The 18,934-nt window shown below is 50.9% G+C and carries 14 protein-coding genes and 1 pseudogene; 9 read left to right on the top strand and 6 right to left on the bottom strand.

Annotation, left to right across the window (positions count from 1 at the left end):
- Nucleotides 1-13: 13 nt before the first annotated feature.
- Both glpX and recJ read left to right on the top strand, forming a co-directional pair.
- Nucleotides 14-1,012, top strand: coding sequence for a class II fructose-bisphosphatase (gene glpX / locus A4S02_RS08880; protein WP_019087844.1), 999 nt, complete (start codon nucleotides 14-16; stop codon nucleotides 1,010-1,012).
- Nucleotides 1,013-1,028: 16 nt separating this feature from the next.
- Nucleotides 1,029-2,861 (top strand): single-stranded-DNA-specific exonuclease RecJ, encoded by a 1,833-nt coding sequence (gene recJ / locus A4S02_RS08885; RefSeq protein WP_070323548.1) that lies wholly within the window; start codon nucleotides 1,029-1,031, stop codon nucleotides 2,859-2,861.
- Nucleotides 2,862-2,954: 93 nt separating this feature from the next.
- Here recJ and rpoH read toward each other — a convergent pair whose 3' ends face one another.
- Nucleotides 2,955-3,914, bottom strand: coding sequence for an RNA polymerase sigma factor RpoH (gene rpoH, locus A4S02_RS08890; protein WP_019087846.1), 960 nt, complete (start codon nucleotides 3,912-3,914; stop codon nucleotides 2,955-2,957).
- A gap of 249 nt (nucleotides 3,915-4,163) precedes the next feature.
- Nucleotides 4,164-5,177: an RluA family pseudouridine synthase gene (locus tag A4S02_RS08895; protein ID WP_019087847.1), complete on the bottom strand. Its 1,014-nt coding sequence runs from the start codon at nucleotides 5,175-5,177 to the stop codon at nucleotides 4,164-4,166.
- 47 nt (nucleotides 5,178-5,224) lie between these two features.
- Between A4S02_RS08895 and A4S02_RS08900 the strand changes: the two genes are divergently transcribed.
- Both A4S02_RS08900 and A4S02_RS08905 read left to right on the top strand, forming a co-directional pair.
- Complete coding sequence (locus tag A4S02_RS08900) at nucleotides 5,225-6,343, top strand: FecCD family ABC transporter permease (RefSeq protein ID WP_162272819.1); 1,119 nt, start codon at nucleotides 5,225-5,227, stop codon at nucleotides 6,341-6,343.
- On the top strand, nucleotides 6,340-7,152 hold the full coding sequence (locus tag A4S02_RS08905; RefSeq protein ID WP_070323550.1) for an ABC transporter ATP-binding protein: 813 nt from the start codon (nucleotides 6,340-6,342) through the stop codon (nucleotides 7,150-7,152). Before A4S02_RS08900 ends, A4S02_RS08905 begins: the two co-directional genes overlap by 4 nt.
- A 19-nt stretch (nucleotides 7,153-7,171) precedes the next feature.
- On the opposite strand, the gene A4S02_RS08910 is transcribed toward A4S02_RS08905, so the two are convergent.
- Nucleotides 7,172-8,635 carry a protein adenylyltransferase SelO gene (locus tag A4S02_RS08910; protein ID WP_070323551.1) on the bottom strand — a complete coding sequence of 488 codons (1,464 nt, stop codon included), beginning with the start codon at nucleotides 8,633-8,635 and terminating at the stop codon, nucleotides 7,172-7,174.
- 281 nt (nucleotides 8,636-8,916) lie between these two features.
- On the opposite strand from A4S02_RS08910, the gene A4S02_RS08915 reads away from it, so the two are divergent.
- The 4 genes from A4S02_RS08915 (at nucleotide 8,917) to A4S02_RS08930 (ending at nucleotide 14,473) form a co-directional block, all read left to right on the top strand.
- The gene (locus A4S02_RS08915; RefSeq protein ID WP_070323552.1) at nucleotides 8,917-10,017 is read left to right on the top strand and encodes a branched-chain amino acid aminotransferase; all 1,101 of its coding nucleotides are present in this window, start codon (nucleotides 8,917-8,919) and stop codon (nucleotides 10,015-10,017) included.
- A 187-nt stretch (nucleotides 10,018-10,204) separates the two neighbouring features.
- The gene (gene polA / locus A4S02_RS08920) at nucleotides 10,205-13,006 is read left to right on the top strand and encodes a DNA polymerase I (protein ID WP_070324228.1); all 2,802 of its coding nucleotides are present in this window, start codon (nucleotides 10,205-10,207) and stop codon (nucleotides 13,004-13,006) included.
- A 4-nt stretch (nucleotides 13,007-13,010) separates the two neighbouring features.
- Nucleotides 13,011-13,631: an SCO family protein gene (locus A4S02_RS08925; protein WP_070323553.1), complete on the top strand. Its 621-nt coding sequence runs from the start codon at nucleotides 13,011-13,013 to the stop codon at nucleotides 13,629-13,631.
- A gap of 95 nt (nucleotides 13,632-13,726) precedes the next feature.
- A complete protein-coding gene (locus A4S02_RS08930; protein ID WP_019087855.1) occupies nucleotides 13,727-14,473 on the top strand; it encodes a lysophospholipid acyltransferase family protein in 747 nt (248 codons plus the stop codon).
- Between the two features lie 80 nt (nucleotides 14,474-14,553).
- Here A4S02_RS08930 and proP read toward each other — a convergent pair whose 3' ends face one another.
- Nucleotides 14,554-16,014 (bottom strand): glycine betaine/L-proline transporter ProP, encoded by a 1,461-nt coding sequence (proP, locus tag A4S02_RS08935; protein WP_019087856.1) that lies wholly within the window; start codon nucleotides 16,012-16,014, stop codon nucleotides 14,554-14,556.
- Nucleotides 16,015-16,367: 353 nt separating this feature from the next.
- Between proP and A4S02_RS08940 the strand changes: the two genes are divergently transcribed.
- Nucleotides 16,368-16,700 carry a hypothetical protein gene (locus A4S02_RS08940; protein WP_070323554.1) on the top strand — a complete coding sequence of 111 codons (333 nt, stop codon included), beginning with the start codon at nucleotides 16,368-16,370 and terminating at the stop codon, nucleotides 16,698-16,700.
- 197 nt (nucleotides 16,701-16,897) lie between these two features.
- Here A4S02_RS08940 and cydB read toward each other — a convergent pair whose 3' ends face one another.
- Both cydB and A4S02_RS08950 read right to left on the bottom strand, forming a co-directional pair.
- Nucleotides 16,898-17,914 (bottom strand): cytochrome d ubiquinol oxidase subunit II, encoded by a 1,017-nt coding sequence (gene cydB, locus A4S02_RS08945; RefSeq protein ID WP_208858875.1) that lies wholly within the window; start codon nucleotides 17,912-17,914, stop codon nucleotides 16,898-16,900.
- A gap of 5 nt (nucleotides 17,915-17,919) precedes the next feature.
- A pseudogene (locus A4S02_RS08950) lies at nucleotides 17,920-18,793 on the bottom strand (cytochrome ubiquinol oxidase subunit I); the annotation flags it as partial.
- Between the last annotated feature and the right edge of the window lie 141 nt (nucleotides 18,794-18,934).

An 18,934-nucleotide genomic window follows, 5' to 3' on the forward strand; every position in this document is an offset into this window, starting at 1 on the left:
GATCCTGTTTCTGATGTCTGATTCCATAGGCCCCTCCCCTTTTGTTGTTTCTGACCGCAATCTGGCGCTTGAGCTGGTGCGTGTAACGGAAGCCGCTGCTCTGGCTTCCGCCCGATGGACAGGGCGCGGCCGCAAGAACGATGCTGATGGCGCTGCTGTAGAAGCCATGCGCACAGCATTTGATACTGTCGCCATTGATGGCATGGTGGTGATTGGTGAGGGGGAAATGGATGAAGCCCCCATGCTTTATATTGGTGAAAAAGTTGGCTCTGGCGGCCCCGGCATGGACATTGCCGTAGACCCTCTGGAAGGCACCAACCTTTGCGCCAAAGATATGCCAAACGCCATTACCGTGGTGGCATTGGCAGAGCGTGGTAACTTCCTGCATGCGCCAGACATTTATATGGACAAGATTGTGGTCGGCCCCAATCTGCCTGATGGCGTTGTTGATCTGGATAACTCCATTGAGAACAACCTGAAAAATCTGGCCAAAGCCAAAGGCAAAAGTGTTCAGGACCTTCTGCTCTGCACGCTGGACCGAGAACGGCATGAAGACATGATTGCCCGTGCCCGTGCTGCTGGTGCGCGTGTGCGCCTGCTTACAGATGGGGATGTAGCTGGCGGCATTGCTGCCTGCCTTGATACCAGTCAGGTTGATATTTATGTGGGCTCTGGCGGTGCACCTGAAGGTGTGTTGACTGCGGCTGCCATTCGCTGCGTAGAAGGGCAGATGCAGGGTCGTCTGCTGTTTGAAGATGATGGGCAGCGCGAACGTGCCCGCAAAATGAACCCCGGCAAAGACCCAGACCGCAAGTTAGGCCTGCATGATCTGGCTGCCGGATCTGTGCTGTTTTCTGCCACAGGCGTTACCACTGGCACATTGCTGCGTGGTGTTCGGCAGTTGCCGCACCAGGCCATTACGCACTCTCTGGTCATGCGTTCCAAATCAGGAACGGTGCGCTTTATCGAAGGACACCATAACTTCAAAACCAAAACATGGGCTCCGCAATAAGCAGCTCTGAATTTTGATGCAAAGCAACACCTTGCAACTTGCCGAACACTCTGAAGAAGCTTCCACCCCTGCTGTATTGGGGGTGGAAGCCAGCTTTATTGGGCGGCGTTGGGTTTGGCGTGCCGGAGCAGAAGACCCTGCTCTGATGCGCTTGGGCGCTGCTTTGGCACAACAACTGGGTATTCCGGAAATTGTTGGCCGTCTGTTGGCCATGCGCCAGATCACACCAGATCAGGCCCCTCATTTTCTGGAACCCAAGTTGCGGGCACTTATGCCCGATCCTTCCAATCTCACAGATATGGATAAAGCTGCCGCCCGCATGGCCAAAGCTATCCAGAACAATGAAGTGATTGGTATTTTTGGTGATTATGACGTGGATGGCGCCTGTGCCTCCGCCATTCTTGCCTCATTTTTTGAAGAACTCGGCTGCACCGTTCATACTCATATCCCGGACAGAATGACCGAAGGATATGGCCCTAACGTAGCCGCACTGGATAATTTAGTGGCGCAAGGCGCTTCCATACTGATTTGTGTGGATTGCGGCACCACTTCGGCAGATATTCTCTCTCAAGTGACAGATAAAGCCGATGTGATTGTGCTGGACCATCACAAATCGGAAGATGCCCTTCCCCCTATTCTGGCAACAGTTAACCCCAACCGGCCTGACTGTTCCTCTGGCCTGCACCATATTTGTGCCGCAGCGCTCGCCTTTCTGGCCGCAGTTGCCACTACGCGAGACCTAAGGCGTGCAGACTGGTTTACAGCAGACCAGCCTCCGCCCGATCTTATGCGCCAGCTTGATCTGGTGGCCTTGGCAACGGTTTGTGATGTTATGCCGCTACATGGGCTTAACCGTGCGTTTGTAACGCAAGGGCTTAAAATTATGGCCCGCCGCCAACGCACTGGCCTGAATGCCCTTATGGAAATTGCTGGCGTTACCAAAGCTCCGGATGCTTTTTCCTGTGGCTTTGCATTGGGGCCGCGCATCAATGCAGGTGGCCGTATTGCAGAAGCTGCCCTAGGCCTCCGCCTGCTCCGTTGCCCAGATAATTTTGAAGCACGCCAGATGGCCGAACGTTTGGATGCTGTAAACCGCCGTAGACAAGGTGTTGAGGCCGACATTCTGGATCGGGCCATGCAACAGGCTGAAGCTCAGAAAGAAGCTGGGCATGCTGTTATTATGCTGGCCGGAAAAGATTGGCACCCCGGTGTTGTTGGTATTGTAGCAGGACGTATTAAGGAACGGTTCAATCGGCCCGCCCTTGTTGGGGCTGAACAGGAAGATGGCACCATTAAAGGTTCTGGCCGTTCTGTTCCCGGTTTAGATCTTGGCACCGTGATTATTGCGGCACGCCAAGCAGGAATGTTGAAAACCGGTGGTGGCCACGCCATGGCTGCAGGTTTTTCGCTTACCGCAGATAAACTGGAAGATTTTCATACCTTTCTGGATACGCGGTTGGCACAGGCGGCCACACTTCCTGAAAAAGTGCCTCTTACAGTGGATGCAGTGGTAGCCATTTCTGGCGCCACAGCAGAATTGGCGCAGGATATGGGAGCCCTTGCCCCATTTGGTGCCGGAAACCCGGAGCCTCTGTTAGCTATACCCCGTGTAACAGTCATACGGGCAGACCGCATTGGCCGAGATGGCAACACGCTGCGCCTGCTTTTAAAGGGTGAAAATAATGGCCGGTTGAAAGCGCTACTGTTCCGTGCGCATGAAAACCCTTTAGCAGCCAAACTGGAAGACACAACACGCCCTGCCCTGCATCTTGCTGGGTATCTGCGGGCAGAAAGTTGGAATGGCAGAACAGATGCCACATTTTTTATTCAGGACGCTGCGGCTGCCTGATAGTAAGCCTGCTTAATACACACCCAAACAAATAGAGCGCGTATAGGCGCTTCCTGCCTGCATGATCTGCAAATAGGAAACGCCATAGCCCTTTTACGTATTCTGGGCCGTTTCTTCGCGCCGGGCCTGAACTTCCTTTTTCATGGCCGCCTGCACTTTTTCAAATGCACGTACTTCAATCTGACGCACCCGCTCGCGCGAGATACCATATTCGTGCGCCAGTTCTTCCAATGTTGAAGGATCATCCTTCAACCGGCGTTCCGTAAAAATCCGGCGTTCACGCTCATTAAGGTTTTCCATAGCGGAAGAAAGCAGTGCTTTCCGGCCAGAAAGTTCTTCGTTTTCAGCGTAAACGTCTTCCTGATTAGTATGATCATCAACCAACCGGTCTTGCCATTCACTATCCTGATCGGCCCGCATAGGCGCATTCAAGCTATGATCTGGCGCAGCCATGCGGCGATTCATATCCACCACATCCTGTTCAGATACACCTAGCGTAGTGGCAATCTTGTTCACTTGTTCTGGCTTCAGATCACCATCATCAATAGCCTGCATCTGCCCTTTCAGGCGCCGCAGATTGAAGAACAGCTTTTTCTGAGCCGCCGTTGTGCCCATTTTCACCAAAGACCAGCTATGCAGAATATATTCCTGAATAGCTGCCCGAATCCACCACATGGCATATGTGGCCAAGCGGAATCCTTTTTCAGGATCAAACCGCTTTACAGCCTGCATCATGCCAATATTACCTTCACTAATCAGCTCATTGATTGGCAGGCCATAGCCACGGTAACCCATGGCAATTTTGGCAACCAGACGCAGATGAGATGTGACAAGCTGATGCGCGGCTTTAACGTCTCCCTTATCGCGCCATAGACGTGAAAGACTGAGTTCCTCTTCTGGTGTAAGGAGAGGATATTTGCGGATTTCCTGAAGGTACCTTGAAAGATTGTTTTCAGGCCCAACATTGATAACGGAAGATACCATGTGTTGACTACTCCCCTGAACTGGAAACTCCCTTGAATGCTTTAGGTTCCCGTAACGACCGCAAAACATTCATAAAATGAGGCAAGATCCAGTCATGCGATGGACAGATGTCTTAATCCTCAATCCCTCTGCCCTCCGTATGAGCGGCAAACTGAAAAGAGGTTCTCCCACTAGTTCGGCTACGGTTTCCTAGGCTTAGTGGGTGCAACAGGGTGCGCTGGAAAAAGCACACGTGTCAAGAATTCTAAGATGCATGGCAGAAGACAGCCACATTTCTGGACCTGTACGGTCCTGTTTACTGCTTCCGAATCGAAAAACCTATTCCTGATCTGCTTTTAGGCTATGCTCCAATGCCTGCATATCTTCAGGCATCGGGGTTTCAAACAGCAATTTTTCACCCGTTCTGGGGTGTACAAATCCCAACCGCGCCGCATGCAGAGCCTGACGTGGGAAATCCAGCGCAGCCGCACGGGCCGCAGTTGGCAGAACACGAGACGCTGCGGGAATCCGACGCAAATACAGCGGATCACCTATTAAAGGGTGTCCGTTTGCAGAAAAATGCACGCGGATCTGATGGGTACGCCCTGTTGCCAGCTTACAGGCTACAAGCGCAGCCCCCGTGCCAAAAGCCTGCAATGTGCGATAATGCGTGAGCGCCCATTTCCCGCCTTTGGGCGTAAGCGCCATGCGCTTGCGGTCTCGCTTATCGCGCCCGATAGCTCCTTCAAAATCTCCTTCTGCTGGATTGGGCAGTCCCCAGCAAAAAGCCAGATAGGCGCGGTCTATTCGGCGTGCAGCAAAATCTTCAGACAAAGCCTGATGCGCCATTTCTGTTTTGGCCGCCACCATTACGCCAGAGGTATCTTTATCCAACCTATGCACAATACCGGGCCGGCGTTCTCCGCCAATGCCCTTCAGGCTTTCCCCGCAATGCGCAATCAGGCCATTTACAAGTGTGCCTGTTTCATTTCCCGGTGCGGGATGCACAACCAGACCGGCCGGTTTATCCAGCACAATCAGATCATCATCTTCGTACAAAACAGTAAAAGAAATATCCTCACCTTGCGGCACTGCGGGAGCGGCGGGGGGAATGGTGAGCACCACTCTCATGCCTGCACGGGCTATGGCTGCGGGCTCCCTTATGCACACGCCATCACACACAAGATGTCCTTCTTCAATCAGGCTTTTGATGCGTGAGCGTGAAAGCGTTTCTATTGTGGCAGACAGAAAACGGTCAATCCGTTCCCCAGCCTGCTCTGGCGGTACTGTAAAGGATGCAGGTGTTTCCTTTACAGGCAAAGATGGATCATAACCATTTTGCATTATAACCATCTGTGCCAACACCCATCCGTTTTTTAAGTTTCATGCAGAAGGAAAAGATGAAAACGCACAAAGCCTTTTCCACTGCACACCGTCAAGCGCAGGATATCATGCCGGGCACCAAGAACACGCCGCCAGATATCACTGCTGTGCAAACCATATATCGTGCCAGCATCTACAAACGGCTGTTTATCCTTGTTTGTCTGGCTGCGGGCGTTGTGCTTTCAGTTGGTGCCAATTTTATGGTTGGACCAGCTCACCTCTCCCCAACCCTATTTTTGCATACACTGTTCAACCCAGCTTCTGTGCCGCAACAAACTGCCATTATTGTGTGGCAGATTCGGATGCCTTACGCCCTGATGGCAGCCTGTATAGGTGGCGCTCTTGGCTTGGCAGGCGCAGAAATGCAGACAGTTCTGGCCAACCCATTAGCCAGCCCGTTTACATTGGGCGTTTCCGCCGCCGGGGCTTTTGGGGCTTCTTTAGCTATTGTTTTGCAATGGCACATTGCAGGCGTGCCCGATAACTGGCTGGTCGCTGGGTGTGCCTTTGTATTTTCCGTATTTTCCGTTTTTGCGCTAGATATGCTGACACGCTTTCGACAGGCAGATACCAGCACAGTTATTCTATGCGGTGTTGCTCTTGTTTTCTCGTTTCAAGCACTTGTTGCTCTCATGCAATTTGTCGCCAGTGAAGATACGCTACAAGATCTGGTTTTCTGGACACTTGGTAGCCTAAGCCGCGCCACATGGGCCACTCTGGCCTTATTGGCTGGAAGTTTAACTCTTATTTTTCCACTGTCTCTGCGGTCTGCTGGTAATCTAACTCTTTTAAGAATGGGGGAAGAACGTGCCGCTAGCCTTGGGGTGGATGTTCCTCACCTGCGTCGGGCAGCCCTTTTACGCATCAGTTTTTTATGCGCACTTTCCGTTGCGTTTGTAGGCGTTATCGGATTTGTGGGACTAGTAGCCCCTCACATTGCACGCCGACTGGTGGGAGAAGATCACCATTTTAGCCTGCCTGCCAGCTTACTAACTGGCGCACTTGTTTTGTCTGTTTCTTCTTTGGTTGCCCGTATTTTGGTGCCGGGTATTGTTGTGCCTCTTGGCATTATTACATCACTGGTGGGTATTCCATTTTTTCTGGCCATTATCCTTAAACAGCGGCCAATGGTATGACAGCAGATAAACCTTTTTCAGGCCTGATAGCGCACAATCTTACTGTCCGTTATGGGCGAACTATGGTGCTGGATAATCTGACAACACCTTGCTTTCCACATGGGCATATCTGCGCTCTGCTTGGGCCAAATGGTAGTGGCAAATCCACCTTACTACGTGCCATGAGCGGCCTATTGCCCGCCCAAGGGTGTGTTACGCTTGATGGTATGCAACTTACCAGCCTGCGCTTGCCTGAACGCTCCCAACACTGTCTGTATCTCCCGCAAGCGCTTCCCGCGCCCGTCAACATTACTGCGTTGGAAGCCATGCTGGCTGCAAAACGCACCACGCCCAACAGACAAGAGCAAAGTTTTACAGACACCCCAAACGGGGAAGATATTCAGGTTTCCCTAAACCTTCTGGAACAGTTTAATATTGCCCATTTGGCGTTGCGAAAATTGAATGAGCTTTCTGGAGGCCAACGCCAGCTTATTGGTCTAGCACAGGCTCTTGGCCGCCAACCGCACGCCCTGTTGCTGGATGAGCCACTTAGCGCACTAGATCTGCACTATCAGTATGCCGTCACAAAATTGCTCACGCAGATCACCCGCGCAAATAACCTTGTCACGTTGATGGTGCTACATGACCTGAACATCGCATTGAACTTGTGCGATCTAGTGTGTGTGCTTCACGAAGGCCGCATTATTGCCTCTGGCCCTCCGGCGGAGGTTTTAACTCCAACGCTGCTCCGCACCGTGTACCGCGTAGAGGCACGCATTGAAACGACAGCCGATAACCACCGATTTATTGTCATTACCGGCTGCATATAAGAAACTACTCCTAACCTTATTACGTCCCGCAAAAGGTGTATCTTACGCGCTCTTCAGGCTGGGGTGGTTGCGTATACCGCATCATACCTGCCTGCTTTGTATAAGGTGAAGCTGTAAGGCGCAGCATTTCTTCAAACAACGTGTAGTCATCATTGTTTACGGCTGCACTTATCATGGCCTCTATCAGATGATTGCGCGGGATATAACACGGGTTTACGTGGCGCATATTTTCCGCCCGTATAGCTGGAGCGTCCTCCGCTTCTTGCGTTAAACGCTGCCGCCATTGGATTAACCATGGCTGTAAGCCATTTAGTGTATCAGACACATATTCACCTGTTATCACGCGCTCATCACTCAAGCTGCGGAATGTATTGGTGAAATCTGCCTGGTGTTCCTGCATTTGAGCAAACAAAGCGTGAAAGAATGTTTCATCCTCCGCTTGCTGTGTCTTCAAACCAAGCTTTGCACGCAATCCCGCAAAATATGCGCCATGGAATAACCCACCAAATTGCTCAAGCGCCTGCCCTGCCAAAGCAACACTTTCTTCTTCATCTTCAGAAAAAAGCGGCAGCAAGGCTTCCGCCAAGCGTGTAAGATTCCATAGGGCAATTGTCGGCTGGTTGGTAAAGGCGTAACGCCCGCGTTCATCAATAAAGCTAAACACGGCATTAGGGTCATACTGATCCATAAACGCACATGGGCCGTAATCTATGGTTTCCCCTGATACAGCCATATTATCCGTATTCATCACACCATGAATAAAGCCAACCAACATCCACTGAGCTATAAGCTTGGCTTGGGCCGCAATAACCTGTTGAAGAAACGCCAGATACGGCATTGGGGCTTGTGCTGCCTGCGGGTAATGCCGGGCAATGGCAAAGTCTGCCAAAATCCGCAGACCTGCCACATCCTGCCGTGATGCAAAATACTGAAATGTGCCAACCCGGATATGGCTGGAAGCCACACGCGCCAGAACAGCCCCAGGCAACATGGTTTCACGTAAAACAGTCATGCCTGTTTTTACGGCCGCCAATGCACGGGTTGTGGGTATACCCAAAGCATGCATGGCTTCACTCACTACATATTCACGCAGTACGGGCCCCAGCACAGCACGGCCATCTCCCCTACGGGAAAACGGCGTGGGGCCAGAACCTTTAAGTTGTACTTCCCATACGTGGCCCTGAGCATCCTGTACATCTCCCAGTAACAAGGCACGACCATCCCCCAAATGCGGATTAAAACTGCCAAACTGGTGGCCTGCATACGCCGTGGAAAGCGGATCCACACCTTCTGGCATGGCGCTACCAGCTAACATGGCCACGCCCTGCGGGCTGGCCAGCCATTCTGCGTCCAACCCTAGTTGTTCTGCCAAAGCATAGTTCAACCGGATCAGCTTAGGAGCTGGTGCAGGAGAAAGAGGTGCATTGGCATAAAACCGCTCTGGCAATGCTGCATAGCTTTGTCGGAAAGGAAGTGGTGCCATAACTCATTTCTCCGGAATAAAGACGGAAAGTGCCTAGGTGGCTCAATAACGGCCTGTGTTGCTGAAAACAGCATCCATTCCGCCAGATGCAAACCCGCCCCACGGGGCATGTCTACCTGGCTCTCTGGCACATAAAGCATGAACATGATAGGAAAAGCCCCATCACGCCTGCCAACTCAGACCTATGATATAAGAACGTCTGAAAGCAAAAAAAGAACCGAGGCAACGGAGCCGCCAGACTATCTGGTTCAGACCCCACCGCCGTGGAGACAGCAGAACCCATGACCACCGAATCTGACACCGCCTTCAAGATTACCCGCAAAACAGACATCACTCCCGCAGCAGAGCGGGAAGCCATGCTGGCCAATCCGGGTTTTGGCCGCGTTTTTACCGACCACATGGCTGTTGTCACCTATACGGAAGGTAAGGGCTGGCATTCTGCTGAAATTCTGCCCCGCCAACCGTTGATGCTGGACCCAGCGGCATCCGTACTGCATTACGCGCAGGAAATTTTTGAAGGTATGAAGGCCTATCGCACACCCGATGGTAGCGTGCAGCTTTTCCGCCCAGATGCTAACGCTCGCCGCTTCCGCCATTCTGCCGAACGTATGGCTATGGCGCAGGTGCCTGAAGACCTATTTCTGGATGCGGTAACCCAACTTGTGAAGCTGGATAAAGACTGGGTGCCTAAGCCAGAAATCGGCACGCTGTATATCCGCCCATTCATGATTGCGACGGAAGCTGCTCTTGGCGTGAAGCCGGCATCTGAATTCAAGTTTATCGTGATTGCTTGTGCCGCTGGTGAATATTTCTCCAAGGATGCTGGCCCAGTTTCCGTATGGGTAGAAGAACGCACTGTACGTGCCTCCCGCGGGGGAACCGGCACTGCCAAATGTGGTGGTAACTACGCCGCCAGCCTAACGGCACAGATGGAAGGCAAGGAACACGGCTGCCATCAGGTTCTGTTCCTTGATGCGCAGGAACGCCGCTGGCTGGAAGAAATGGGCGGCATGAACGTGATGATGGTGTTTGAAGATGGCACCTTGCAAACACCTCCACTGGACAGCGGCACCATTCTGCACGGCATTACCCGCGATTCCCTTCTAACCTTGGCGCGTGACCGTGGCCTGAAGGTAAAGGAAGAACGCTACGCTATTGATCAGCTTTATGGTGATGCCGATTCCGGTAAGCTGAAAGAAGTATTCGCCTGCGGTACCGCTGCTGTTGTGACACCGATTGGTACATTTAAAAGCACAGAAGGCGGCTGCACCATTGGCAATGGCCAGACTGGTGAAGTTACCAGCAGCCTGCGTAAGGCTTTGTGCGATATCCAATTTGGCCGTGCAGCAGACACGCATGGCTGGGTTAAAAAAATTGGCTAAGTTGCAGATATTCTTCCTGTAAACATACCCCTATACCCCGGCCTTGGCCGGGGTATTTGCCTGTTACGGACCTTAACAGCCGACAGAAAGCCGGGTGCCCAATGCTGGACATCAAAACACAAGGGGCATATCCAAACCCTATGGCATTCTTTCTGCCTTCCCTTCCGCTTACACGGTTTGCATTAGTATGACAGAAACACCCCATCTGGTTCTGGTAGATGGCAGCGGCTTTATTTTCCGCGCCTTTCATGCCCTCCCGCCCATGACCAGCCCAGAAGGTGTACCAGTAAATGCCGTTTACGGCTTTACCACCATGCTGGCTCGCTTGCTGAAAGACCATGTAGGCACGCATCTAGCTGTGCTGTTTGATGCCAGCCGCCAGACATTCCGTTCAGAAATCTATCCACAGTATAAAGCGCATCGCCCCGAACCGCCTGAAGACTTGCGCCCCCAGTTCAGCCTGATCAGGGAAGCCACACAGGCCTTCAATGTGCCGGGCATCGAACTCCCTGGCTGGGAGGCAGATGACCTGATTGCATCTTATGCAATGGCCATTCGGGCACAAGGCGGCACATGCACCATTGTTTCATCTGACAAAGATCTGATGCAACTAGTGGGAGACGGCGTTTGCATGCTGGACCCCATCAAACAAACACCAGTTGGCCCTGCTGAGGTAGAAACTAAATTTGGTGTCCCCCCCACAAAAGTGGTGGATGTACAGGCCCTGATGGGAGACCCCACAGATAATGTACCCGGCGTGCCCGGCATTGGCCCCAAAACAGCAGCAGCTCTTGTGCAGGAATATGGCACGCTGGAAGCTGTTCTAAATGCTGCGCCGGAGATGAAAAAATCCAAGCGGCGTGACATGCTCATCGAACACGCCAATGCTGCACGCGTTTCTCTCCAGTTGGTCACCCTTGCCACTGATGTTCCGCTGCCCGTGCCAGTAGAAGAACTCAACACGCGTGAGCCAGATATGCTGATTTTGGCAGACTGGCTGGACCGTATGGGATTTCGTTCCATCCTCAGCCGTATGGGGCTTGGCCACCCTTCTGGCGCCCATGCACATCGTGCTGCCAGAAAAGTCGCCGCGGCATCAGTGGCCGGAGCTACCACACCCGCTGATGCGGCATCGGCCCCCGATGCATCTGTGCTTTCTGCCCCGTATCATGATTATGAAACTGTGCGCACAGCAGAAGCCCTGCAAAAATGGGTAAGCACAGCACAAGAAGCCGGTATCTGTGCGGTGGATACAGAAACGGATGGACTAGACCCGCTTGCCGCCAATATTGTCGGGTTTTCTATTGCAACGGCTCCGGGCAAAGCCTGCTATGTGCCTTTAAAACACGAAGGTACTCTAGAAGCACCTACAGGCGAACAACTTGCGGTTGATGCAGCCCTTAAACTTCTGGCGCCTCTTTTGCAGGATGATGCCGTTTTAAAGATTTTCCATAATGCCAAGTTTGATCTGCTCATTCTGGATCATGCAGGCATTCCGGTATCCAGCATCACCGCTGTAGATGATACAATGCTGATCTCTTACAGCCAGTCTGCTGGGCTACATGGGCAAGGTATGGATGAACTTTCTACCCTGCATTTAAGCCATACACCCATCACGTATGACAGTGTAACAGGCACAGGCCGCAACCGCCTGCCTTTTGCGCAAGTTCCTGTTGAGACTGCCACCAAATATGCAGCCGAAGATGCCGACGTAACTTTACGCCTATGGCATGTGCTGCATCCTACGCTGCGCGCCAACAAAGCTCTGGCGCTTTATGAGCAGATTGAACGCCCACTTTCGGCCATTCTGGCTGACATGGAAAAAGCTGGCATTGCCGTAGATCGGGCAGAGCTTGATCGGCTTTCCAAGGATTTTGAAGCCCGTATGCTGGGCATGGAAAACGATATTTACGAAGCCGCCGGGCGACAGTTCAATATCGGCTCTCCCAAACAACTTGGGGAAATCCTGTTTGATGAAATGGGCCTGAAAGGCGGCAAACGGGGTAAGGCTGGGGCTTGGAGCACAGATTCCTCTGTCTTGCAGGATCTGGCTGACCAAGGGCACGATCTGCCTGCGCGTATTTTGGCATGGCGGCAGCTTGCCAAGCTAAAATCCACTTATACGGATGCGCTATTACGCCAGGCTGGGCGCGATGACCGCGTGCACACATCCTTCCAGATGGCTATTACCTCCACAGGGCGTTTATCTTCTACTGACCCCAACCTGCAAAATATTCCAGTACGCACGGAAGAAGGCACACGTATCCGGCAGGCCTTTATTGCGCCACCGGGCAAGAAACTGATTTCTGCTGACTACTCGCAAATCGAACTGCGGCTACTGGCCGATGTTGCCAATATTCCAGCTTTGCGTGAAGCTTTCCAGCTTGGGCAGGATATTCACGCCCGCACAGCATCGGAAGTTTTCAATATTCCACTTGATGGTATGGATGCTCTGACACGACGGCGCGCCAAAGCTATTAACTTTGGTATTATTTACGGTATTTCGGCTTTTGGGCTTAGCAAACAGCTTGGTATTCCTGCGGGTGAAGCACGCACTTATATAGATGCCTATTTTGCGCGGTATCCCGGTATCCGTGATTATATGGAGCGCATGCGAGAAGAAGCACGCACCCACGGATATGTTCTGACACCTTTTGGCCGACGTTGTTATGTGCCTGGTATTCATGAAAAAAGTGCTGCCAGACGCCAATATGCTGAGCGGCAAGCTATTAATGCCCCCCTACAGGGTGGTGCTGCAGACATTATAAAACGCGCCATGGTGCATTTGCCGTTAGCCTTGCAAAAGGCAGGCTTTGGCGCAACACGCATGCTCCTACAGGTGCATGATGAACTGTTGTTTGAAACAGATGAATTAGAAGCCAAAGCTGTGGCGGCAATTATTAAAAACGTTATGGAAGCAGCGGCAGATCTTGCTGTACCGCTGGTTGTAGAAACCGGAATAGGCCAGAATTGGGCGGAGGCACATTAAGACCATGACACCGGCTGGAAAACGTATAGCCCTCATGACCTTTGGCGTGCTGGCTTTGGCAGCTGCCGGAGGTTACACCGCCACTCATCTGGCCTTAAAACACGGCGTGCAGCTCAACACTTATGGCAACGAGGTTGGGGGGTCCTTCCGCCTTATGGATTCCACAACAGGCACCATGACGGATCAAACCTTCCGTAACCGTTGGATGCTTGTTCTGTTTGGTGCCACGCATTGTGCAGAAGATGCTTGCGCCCCTGCCCTGCGTAATATGTCTGCGGCATTGGACCAGATAGAAGGTGGCAGGCACAACGCTGTTATCATTTTTGTAAGCCTTGACCCAGATAGAGATGATGCAGAACGCCTACGCCAATATGGTGAAAGTATTGGCCCGCGCGTTGTAAGCGGCACAGCAGCTCCCTTTGCTTTGGCTGATCTGGCAAAGGAATATCATGCTCCTATTGAAAAAGTACCAGATCCTGAATGGACATATACCATGCGGATGTCCCCACAGTTTGTAGTTATGGGGCCAGAGGTACGTTACAAGGGGATGATTGATGCCCGTGCAGATAGTACCCATATGGCTGAAGATCTGCGCCGTATCATGCAATCTCAGAACGGTGGGTAACCTACGCTAATCTATTGCCCCGCGCTTTATACGCTGTGGTGTAATATACGTGTTATGCTTGCCTTCTCTTTCTGCCAGAGCTGTACTGTTTTCTCATGTCGTTGTTTTCAAAATTGAGTACCAGCTTACGGTTTTATGCATCGCTTGCCGTTATTGGTATTATTTTTCTGGCACTGGATGCAGGCTCTTTCCTGCTCCGCCATGGGCTGCCAGAAGGGGCAAAACGCCGCAGAATAGGACAGGCATGGCTCTGTTTTATGGCCCGTCTTGCTGTGCGTTATCTTGAAGCTGCCGGTATTTTGGAATGTGACCTCGCAGAGCTTAATACCCTTAAGAATGTCCCCAACATTATACTGGTTGCTAATCACCCTTCACGGTTGGACAGCCTTATTCTGGCCTCTGCCCTGCCGCATCTGGTTTGCGTTACCAAAGCCTCCATCTGGGAACGCCCAACTTTGGGTAGCACGTTACGGACTGCAGGCTACGTTCGGCATGATAGCCTTTTGCGGCTAATTGGGCCAGCTTCTGAACGCCTGCAAGAAGGTAATCAGTTATTGTTGTTTCCCGAAGGCACGCGCTCCCGCGCAGGCACAGAACCCAGCCCCATGCAGCCAGGTTTTGCAGCTATTGCGCAGCGTACCCGTCTGCCAGTGCAGACTCTCTTGATCAAAACAGATTCACCCTACCTTTCTCAGGGCTGGTCTTTCCTAAAGCAACCTCCTCTCCCCATGCGTTACCAAATACAAACTGGCCCACACTTTCCTGCTCCTGCCAGAGATGAAGCCAGCGGACGTGCGTTACTTGAGGCTGTAGAAAACTGGCTGAAAGATCATCTGGCCTAAATGCAAAACAGGCTCAGCATGAAAATTTCATGCTGAGCCTGCATCATAGCGACAGTATTCCGAAGTATTTCCGCTTTATCTTATTCCTGATGGATAGGCGGCAACGTAGAATCTACTGTGATAGGGTGATCTCCCTGAAGGATCTTTTTAACTTCAGCCTCACTCCCCACTGCTGGTGGTGAGCCACGCAGAGGCATGCAAGCCGTTTCCTTCACTGTCAGCATTGTAACAATACCAACAACACCCGCAAACATGAGATAATAAGCTGGCATAAGCAGGTTGCCTGTGTGCCCAACCAGCCATGCTGTTACCAGTGGTGTTGTGCCACCAAACATGGAAACAGATACGTTAAACGCCATAGAAAGCGCAGTATATCTGATAGGCGTATAGAAAAGCGCCGGCAAAGTGGATGGCATGCTGCTGGTAAAGCAGACAAGAGCAAGACCAAGAAGCATCAGGCCCGCAAAAATCAGCCAATCATTCCCGCTCTGCAAAAGCAAAACAGAAGGAATAGACAGCACCAGAAGAGCAATACAAGCACCAATAATCATGGGGCGGCGGCCCAGTTTATCGCTTAAATACCCACCCATTACGTTCAATGGCATCATCATCAGCATGACGATGATAATCAGCAAAAGACCTTTGCTTTCCGCGTATCCTAAAGCCACCGTCAGATAGCTAGGAATGTACGTCAGCAACATGTAGTCGGTTACGTTAAATACCAGCACAAGGCCCATGCATTTTAGCAACTGCCGCCAATGCACACGCAGCAGTTCACCCCAACCCGGTTTTTCATCATCCCGCTGCGCAGCCTGTTCTGCATATGCCTGAAAAGCTGGCGTTTCTTCCAACCGGGAGCGCATATACACACCTAGCAGCCCCAATGGGCCGGCAATCAAAAAGGGAATACGCCATCCCCATTCCAACATGGCCGTATGGCTAAGGCCAATCTGCAAGGCTGTGACAATACCTGCACCTGCCACATAACCAGCCAGAGTACCAAACTCCAGCCAACTCCCCATAAGCCCGCGATTTTTATCGGTGGAATATTCCGCAATAAAGGTGGCGGCACCAGCATATTCCCCACCGGTTGAAAATCCCTGCACCAACCGAGCCAGCAGCAATAGCAACGGTGCCCATAAACCAATGTGAGCATAAGATGGAATCAGGCCGATAGAGAACGTGCCAATTGCCATTGCAATCATCGTAAAAGCCAGCACTTTCTGGCGTCCGTATTTATCCCCCAGTGGCCCAAAAACCATGCCACCCAGAGGCCTGACCAGAAATGCCACAGTAAACGTAGCAAAAGTTGCAATCAGACGGGTGGCAGCATCATCCGATGGAAAAAAGACCTGCCCCAGCGTAACGGCAATATAACCATAGACACCAAAGTCGAACCACTCCATGGCATTACCCAAAGCAGCTGCGCCCACTGCCTTGTTTAACATCTGGGCATCAACAACAGTAATGTCCTGCGGTTTCATCTGTTTACGGCGCTTAAACCAACCAAAATGCGCATGCGCCGTTCCAGAATCCTTCATAAAATATTCCCTCACCTCTTATTTCATACGTAATTTGCATCTAAAATATTATCATTATGCAGAAATTTATTCAATATTTTTCTAAGTTATACTATTTTACAAGATTCAATGTGGTATATTCATTTATATATTTAAAAACAATACTTTAAATAATTATCATGATCCTGCCATGTACAAAACAAATCCACATATCAAAGACGCAATACCAGTATGAACGTTGCATTTTTTTTGAATGAAAAATTCTTTGCACTCTCAAAGGAACGCCTCATATCCTTAAGCGGTTATAAGTAAGCTTCTGTTTTGATGGGTTCATCCTTTCTCATTCGCCTATACTCAGCAAAGAGAAATCCCTCATGTCACACATAAAACAAATCATGTACACGGGAATAGCTGTGGTGTGCTTTACAATGCCTACTTTTGCACAAAGCACTCCTAAACCGCAGAAGCCTGCACCTGCGCCCCACTCTTCCATTTACTCTGATGGAACAGGTGATAATATGATCGACAAGCTTAACAATGCCCAGCTCGATCAAAATTATCAGGGGCTTTACTATTTCCCTGGGCAAAAAATTCCACCTTTTAAAAGCACGCCGACCAGTCAATTAGAAAACTCTCGACCTGCCTCTAAAAATGACAAAAACACTTCAACAGAACAACAAAAAGAAAATACCGTTATTTCAAAATAAAATATCGTTTTTAAAGCATTCCCCCTCTTTGCAAGAAAGTAGGGGGGACTTAATGCCGAACTTATTTAGGGATCATCAGGTGTAACAAAGAAGCCCCAGCAAAAAACACTGCGGTGCTTAGCGTCCAGATTGCTACAAACCATCCAATCCGTGCCCCAATATTCTTTGGGGCACCATCTCCGTTTCCCTGAACAATTTTAGTGATAGCCATCTGTTTCCGTTACCTTTCCGCGAAACACACGATAGGAATAAATTGTGTAGGTTAGGATAATGGGCAGCAGAATAACTGTGCCTACAAGCTGGAACAATTGACTACTTGGAGGGGCCGAGACATCCCAAAGTGTCAGACCTGGCGGAACAATATAGGGCCAAACCGTAATGCCCAAACCAGAAAGGCATAAAAAGAACCAGCCCAAAGCACATAGAAATGGTCCTTTAGAATGCTCATGGCGCAAACCGCGCACAAACAGAATACCCAGCACAGCCACAAGAACCGGCACCGGAAGAACAAAAACAATATTTGGCCAATCTGTCCAACGGCGCAAATAGGGAGCGTGCAAAAGTGGTGTCCAAAGACTTACCGCTACAATCCCTACAAACAACCCTATAGCCAGCTTACTTGCCCAGCGGCGGCAAGATGCTTCTAGTGCTCCGGTGGTGCGCCAAATCAGCCAAGTTGCTCCCAACAAGGCGTAACCACACATCACGGCTAGACCACATAAAATGCTAAAAGGTGTTAGCCAATCAAGCGCCCTTCCGGCAAAAGCACCATCAACAACTTTTACACCCTGAACAACGCCACCCAGAATGGCACCCTGACAGAATGCAGCAATGCCAGAGCCGACCATGAAACCGACATTCCACAGTTTCTCGCGCCCTGTTCCTTGCGTCATGACCCGGAATTCAAACGCCACACCACGAAAAATCAGCGCCAGCAACATCAGGATGATTGGTAGGTAAAAAGCTGGCAGAAGCGTGCCATATGCTCCCGGGAATACGCCATAAAGTACAGCCCCACCCAACACCATCCATGTTTCATTGCCATCCCATACTGGTGCAATGGTGCTAACCATCACATTGCGTCGGCCTGGATCACGCTCCAATGCAAACAGCATGCCAATGCCAAGATCAAAACCATCCAAAATAACGTAGATCGAAATCGCCGCTACCAAGATAACGGCCCATATAATCGGGAGCCAATATGTAAGGTCCATTATATTCAAGCTCCTTTACCAGAAGAAGATTCAATAACTTCCGGATGCATACGTTCTGCCAAAATATCGGATGCATTTGCGGAGCTTGCTTCCTGCTCCCCTTCTTGCGGTTCATGCCCTAGTTGGCGCACCAAAATGCCAATGCCAGAACCGAACACAATGACATACACCACAACAAAAGCTGTCATTGTAACAGCCATGCTTGGCAGCATAATTGGTGAAACGCTCTGTGATGTTCTTAGCAGACCATAAACTGTCCAAGGCTGCCGTCCCACTTCTGTAGTGACCCAAACCACACAGCAAAGCAAGAAAACCCGCTGGAGCCATACACACTGCAACACGATGGAACACAGCGTTCGTAAACAAGGTGCGTGTGCGCCGCAGCCACAAAGACCAGAAGCCAACCAACATCATGAGCACCCCAAGTGCAACCATGATACGGAAGGAAAAGAAAATAACCTGTGAAGGCGGACGTTGATCGCGCGGGAAGTCTTTTAGCCCCGGCACTTTGCCTTCCAGACTATGCGTTAAAATCAGGGAACCAAGCAGCGGAACTTTTACCGCGTAATCCGTATGCTCGGTTTTCATATTGGGGATACCAAACAAAAGCTCTGGAGCACGGGCAGTGGAATCCCAATCCCCTTCCATGGCGGCAATTTTTGCTGGCTGATACTTTAGCGTATTCAGACCATGCGCATCACCCGCCATGATTTGTAGAGGGGCCACAATAGCTGCCATCCACATGGCCATGGAAAACATGGTACGTACTGGAGCCGTAGCCGTTTTTCCTTCACGCCGCGCTTTAAGCATATGCCACGCACCTGTTGCGCCAACAATAAATGCAACAGACAAAAAAGCCGCTAACCCCATATGCACTAAGAGCCCTTTTGGAAAAGGCCGATGACGCCGAAATAAGTATGGACGAGACCTCTACATTAACACGAGAATGACGGAAATCCGTTATTTCCTGATGCTATATGTGCGCTCAGTGAGGCTGATTTGGCGTCAGATTACGATTTT

Source organism: Acetobacter ascendens (assembly GCF_001766235.1).
Classification (GTDB): Bacteria; Pseudomonadota; Alphaproteobacteria; order Acetobacterales; family Acetobacteraceae; genus Acetobacter; species Acetobacter ascendens.

What these genes read in the sequence shown, in the direction of transcription:
- glpX (WP_019087844.1), top strand. Translation starts at nt 14, where the DNA reads ATGTCTGATTCCATAGGCCCCTCCCCTTTTGTTGTTTCTGACCGCAAT.
- recJ (WP_070323548.1), top strand. Translation starts at nt 1,029, where the DNA reads ATGCAAAGCAACACCTTGCAACTTGCCGAACACTCTGAAGAAGCTTCC.
- rpoH (WP_019087846.1), bottom strand. Translation starts at nt 3,914, where the DNA reads ATGTTTTGCGGTCGTTACGGGAACCTAAAGCATTCAAGGGAGTTTCCA.
- A4S02_RS08895 (WP_019087847.1), bottom strand. Translation starts at nt 5,177, where the DNA reads ATGGTTATAATGCAAAATGGTTATGATCCATCTTTGCCTGTAAAGGAA.
- A4S02_RS08900 (WP_162272819.1), top strand. Translation starts at nt 5,225, where the DNA reads ATGAAAACGCACAAAGCCTTTTCCACTGCACACCGTCAAGCGCAGGAT.
- A4S02_RS08905 (WP_070323550.1), top strand. Translation starts at nt 6,340, where the DNA reads ATGACAGCAGATAAACCTTTTTCAGGCCTGATAGCGCACAATCTTACT.
- A4S02_RS08910 (WP_070323551.1), bottom strand. Translation starts at nt 8,635, where the DNA reads ATGGCACCACTTCCTTTCCGACAAAGCTATGCAGCATTGCCAGAGCGG.
- A4S02_RS08915 (WP_070323552.1), top strand. Translation starts at nt 8,917, where the DNA reads ATGACCACCGAATCTGACACCGCCTTCAAGATTACCCGCAAAACAGAC.
- polA (WP_070324228.1), top strand. Translation starts at nt 10,205, where the DNA reads ATGACAGAAACACCCCATCTGGTTCTGGTAGATGGCAGCGGCTTTATT.
- A4S02_RS08925 (WP_070323553.1), top strand. Translation starts at nt 13,011, where the DNA reads ATGACACCGGCTGGAAAACGTATAGCCCTCATGACCTTTGGCGTGCTG.
- A4S02_RS08930 (WP_019087855.1), top strand. Translation starts at nt 13,727, where the DNA reads ATGTCGTTGTTTTCAAAATTGAGTACCAGCTTACGGTTTTATGCATCG.
- proP (WP_019087856.1), bottom strand. Translation starts at nt 16,014, where the DNA reads ATGAAGGATTCTGGAACGGCGCATGCGCATTTTGGTTGGTTTAAGCGC.
- A4S02_RS08940 (WP_070323554.1), top strand. Translation starts at nt 16,368, where the DNA reads ATGTCACACATAAAACAAATCATGTACACGGGAATAGCTGTGGTGTGC.
- cydB (WP_208858875.1), bottom strand. Translation starts at nt 17,914, where the DNA reads ATGGACCTTACATATTGGCTCCCGATTATATGGGCCGTTATCTTGGTA.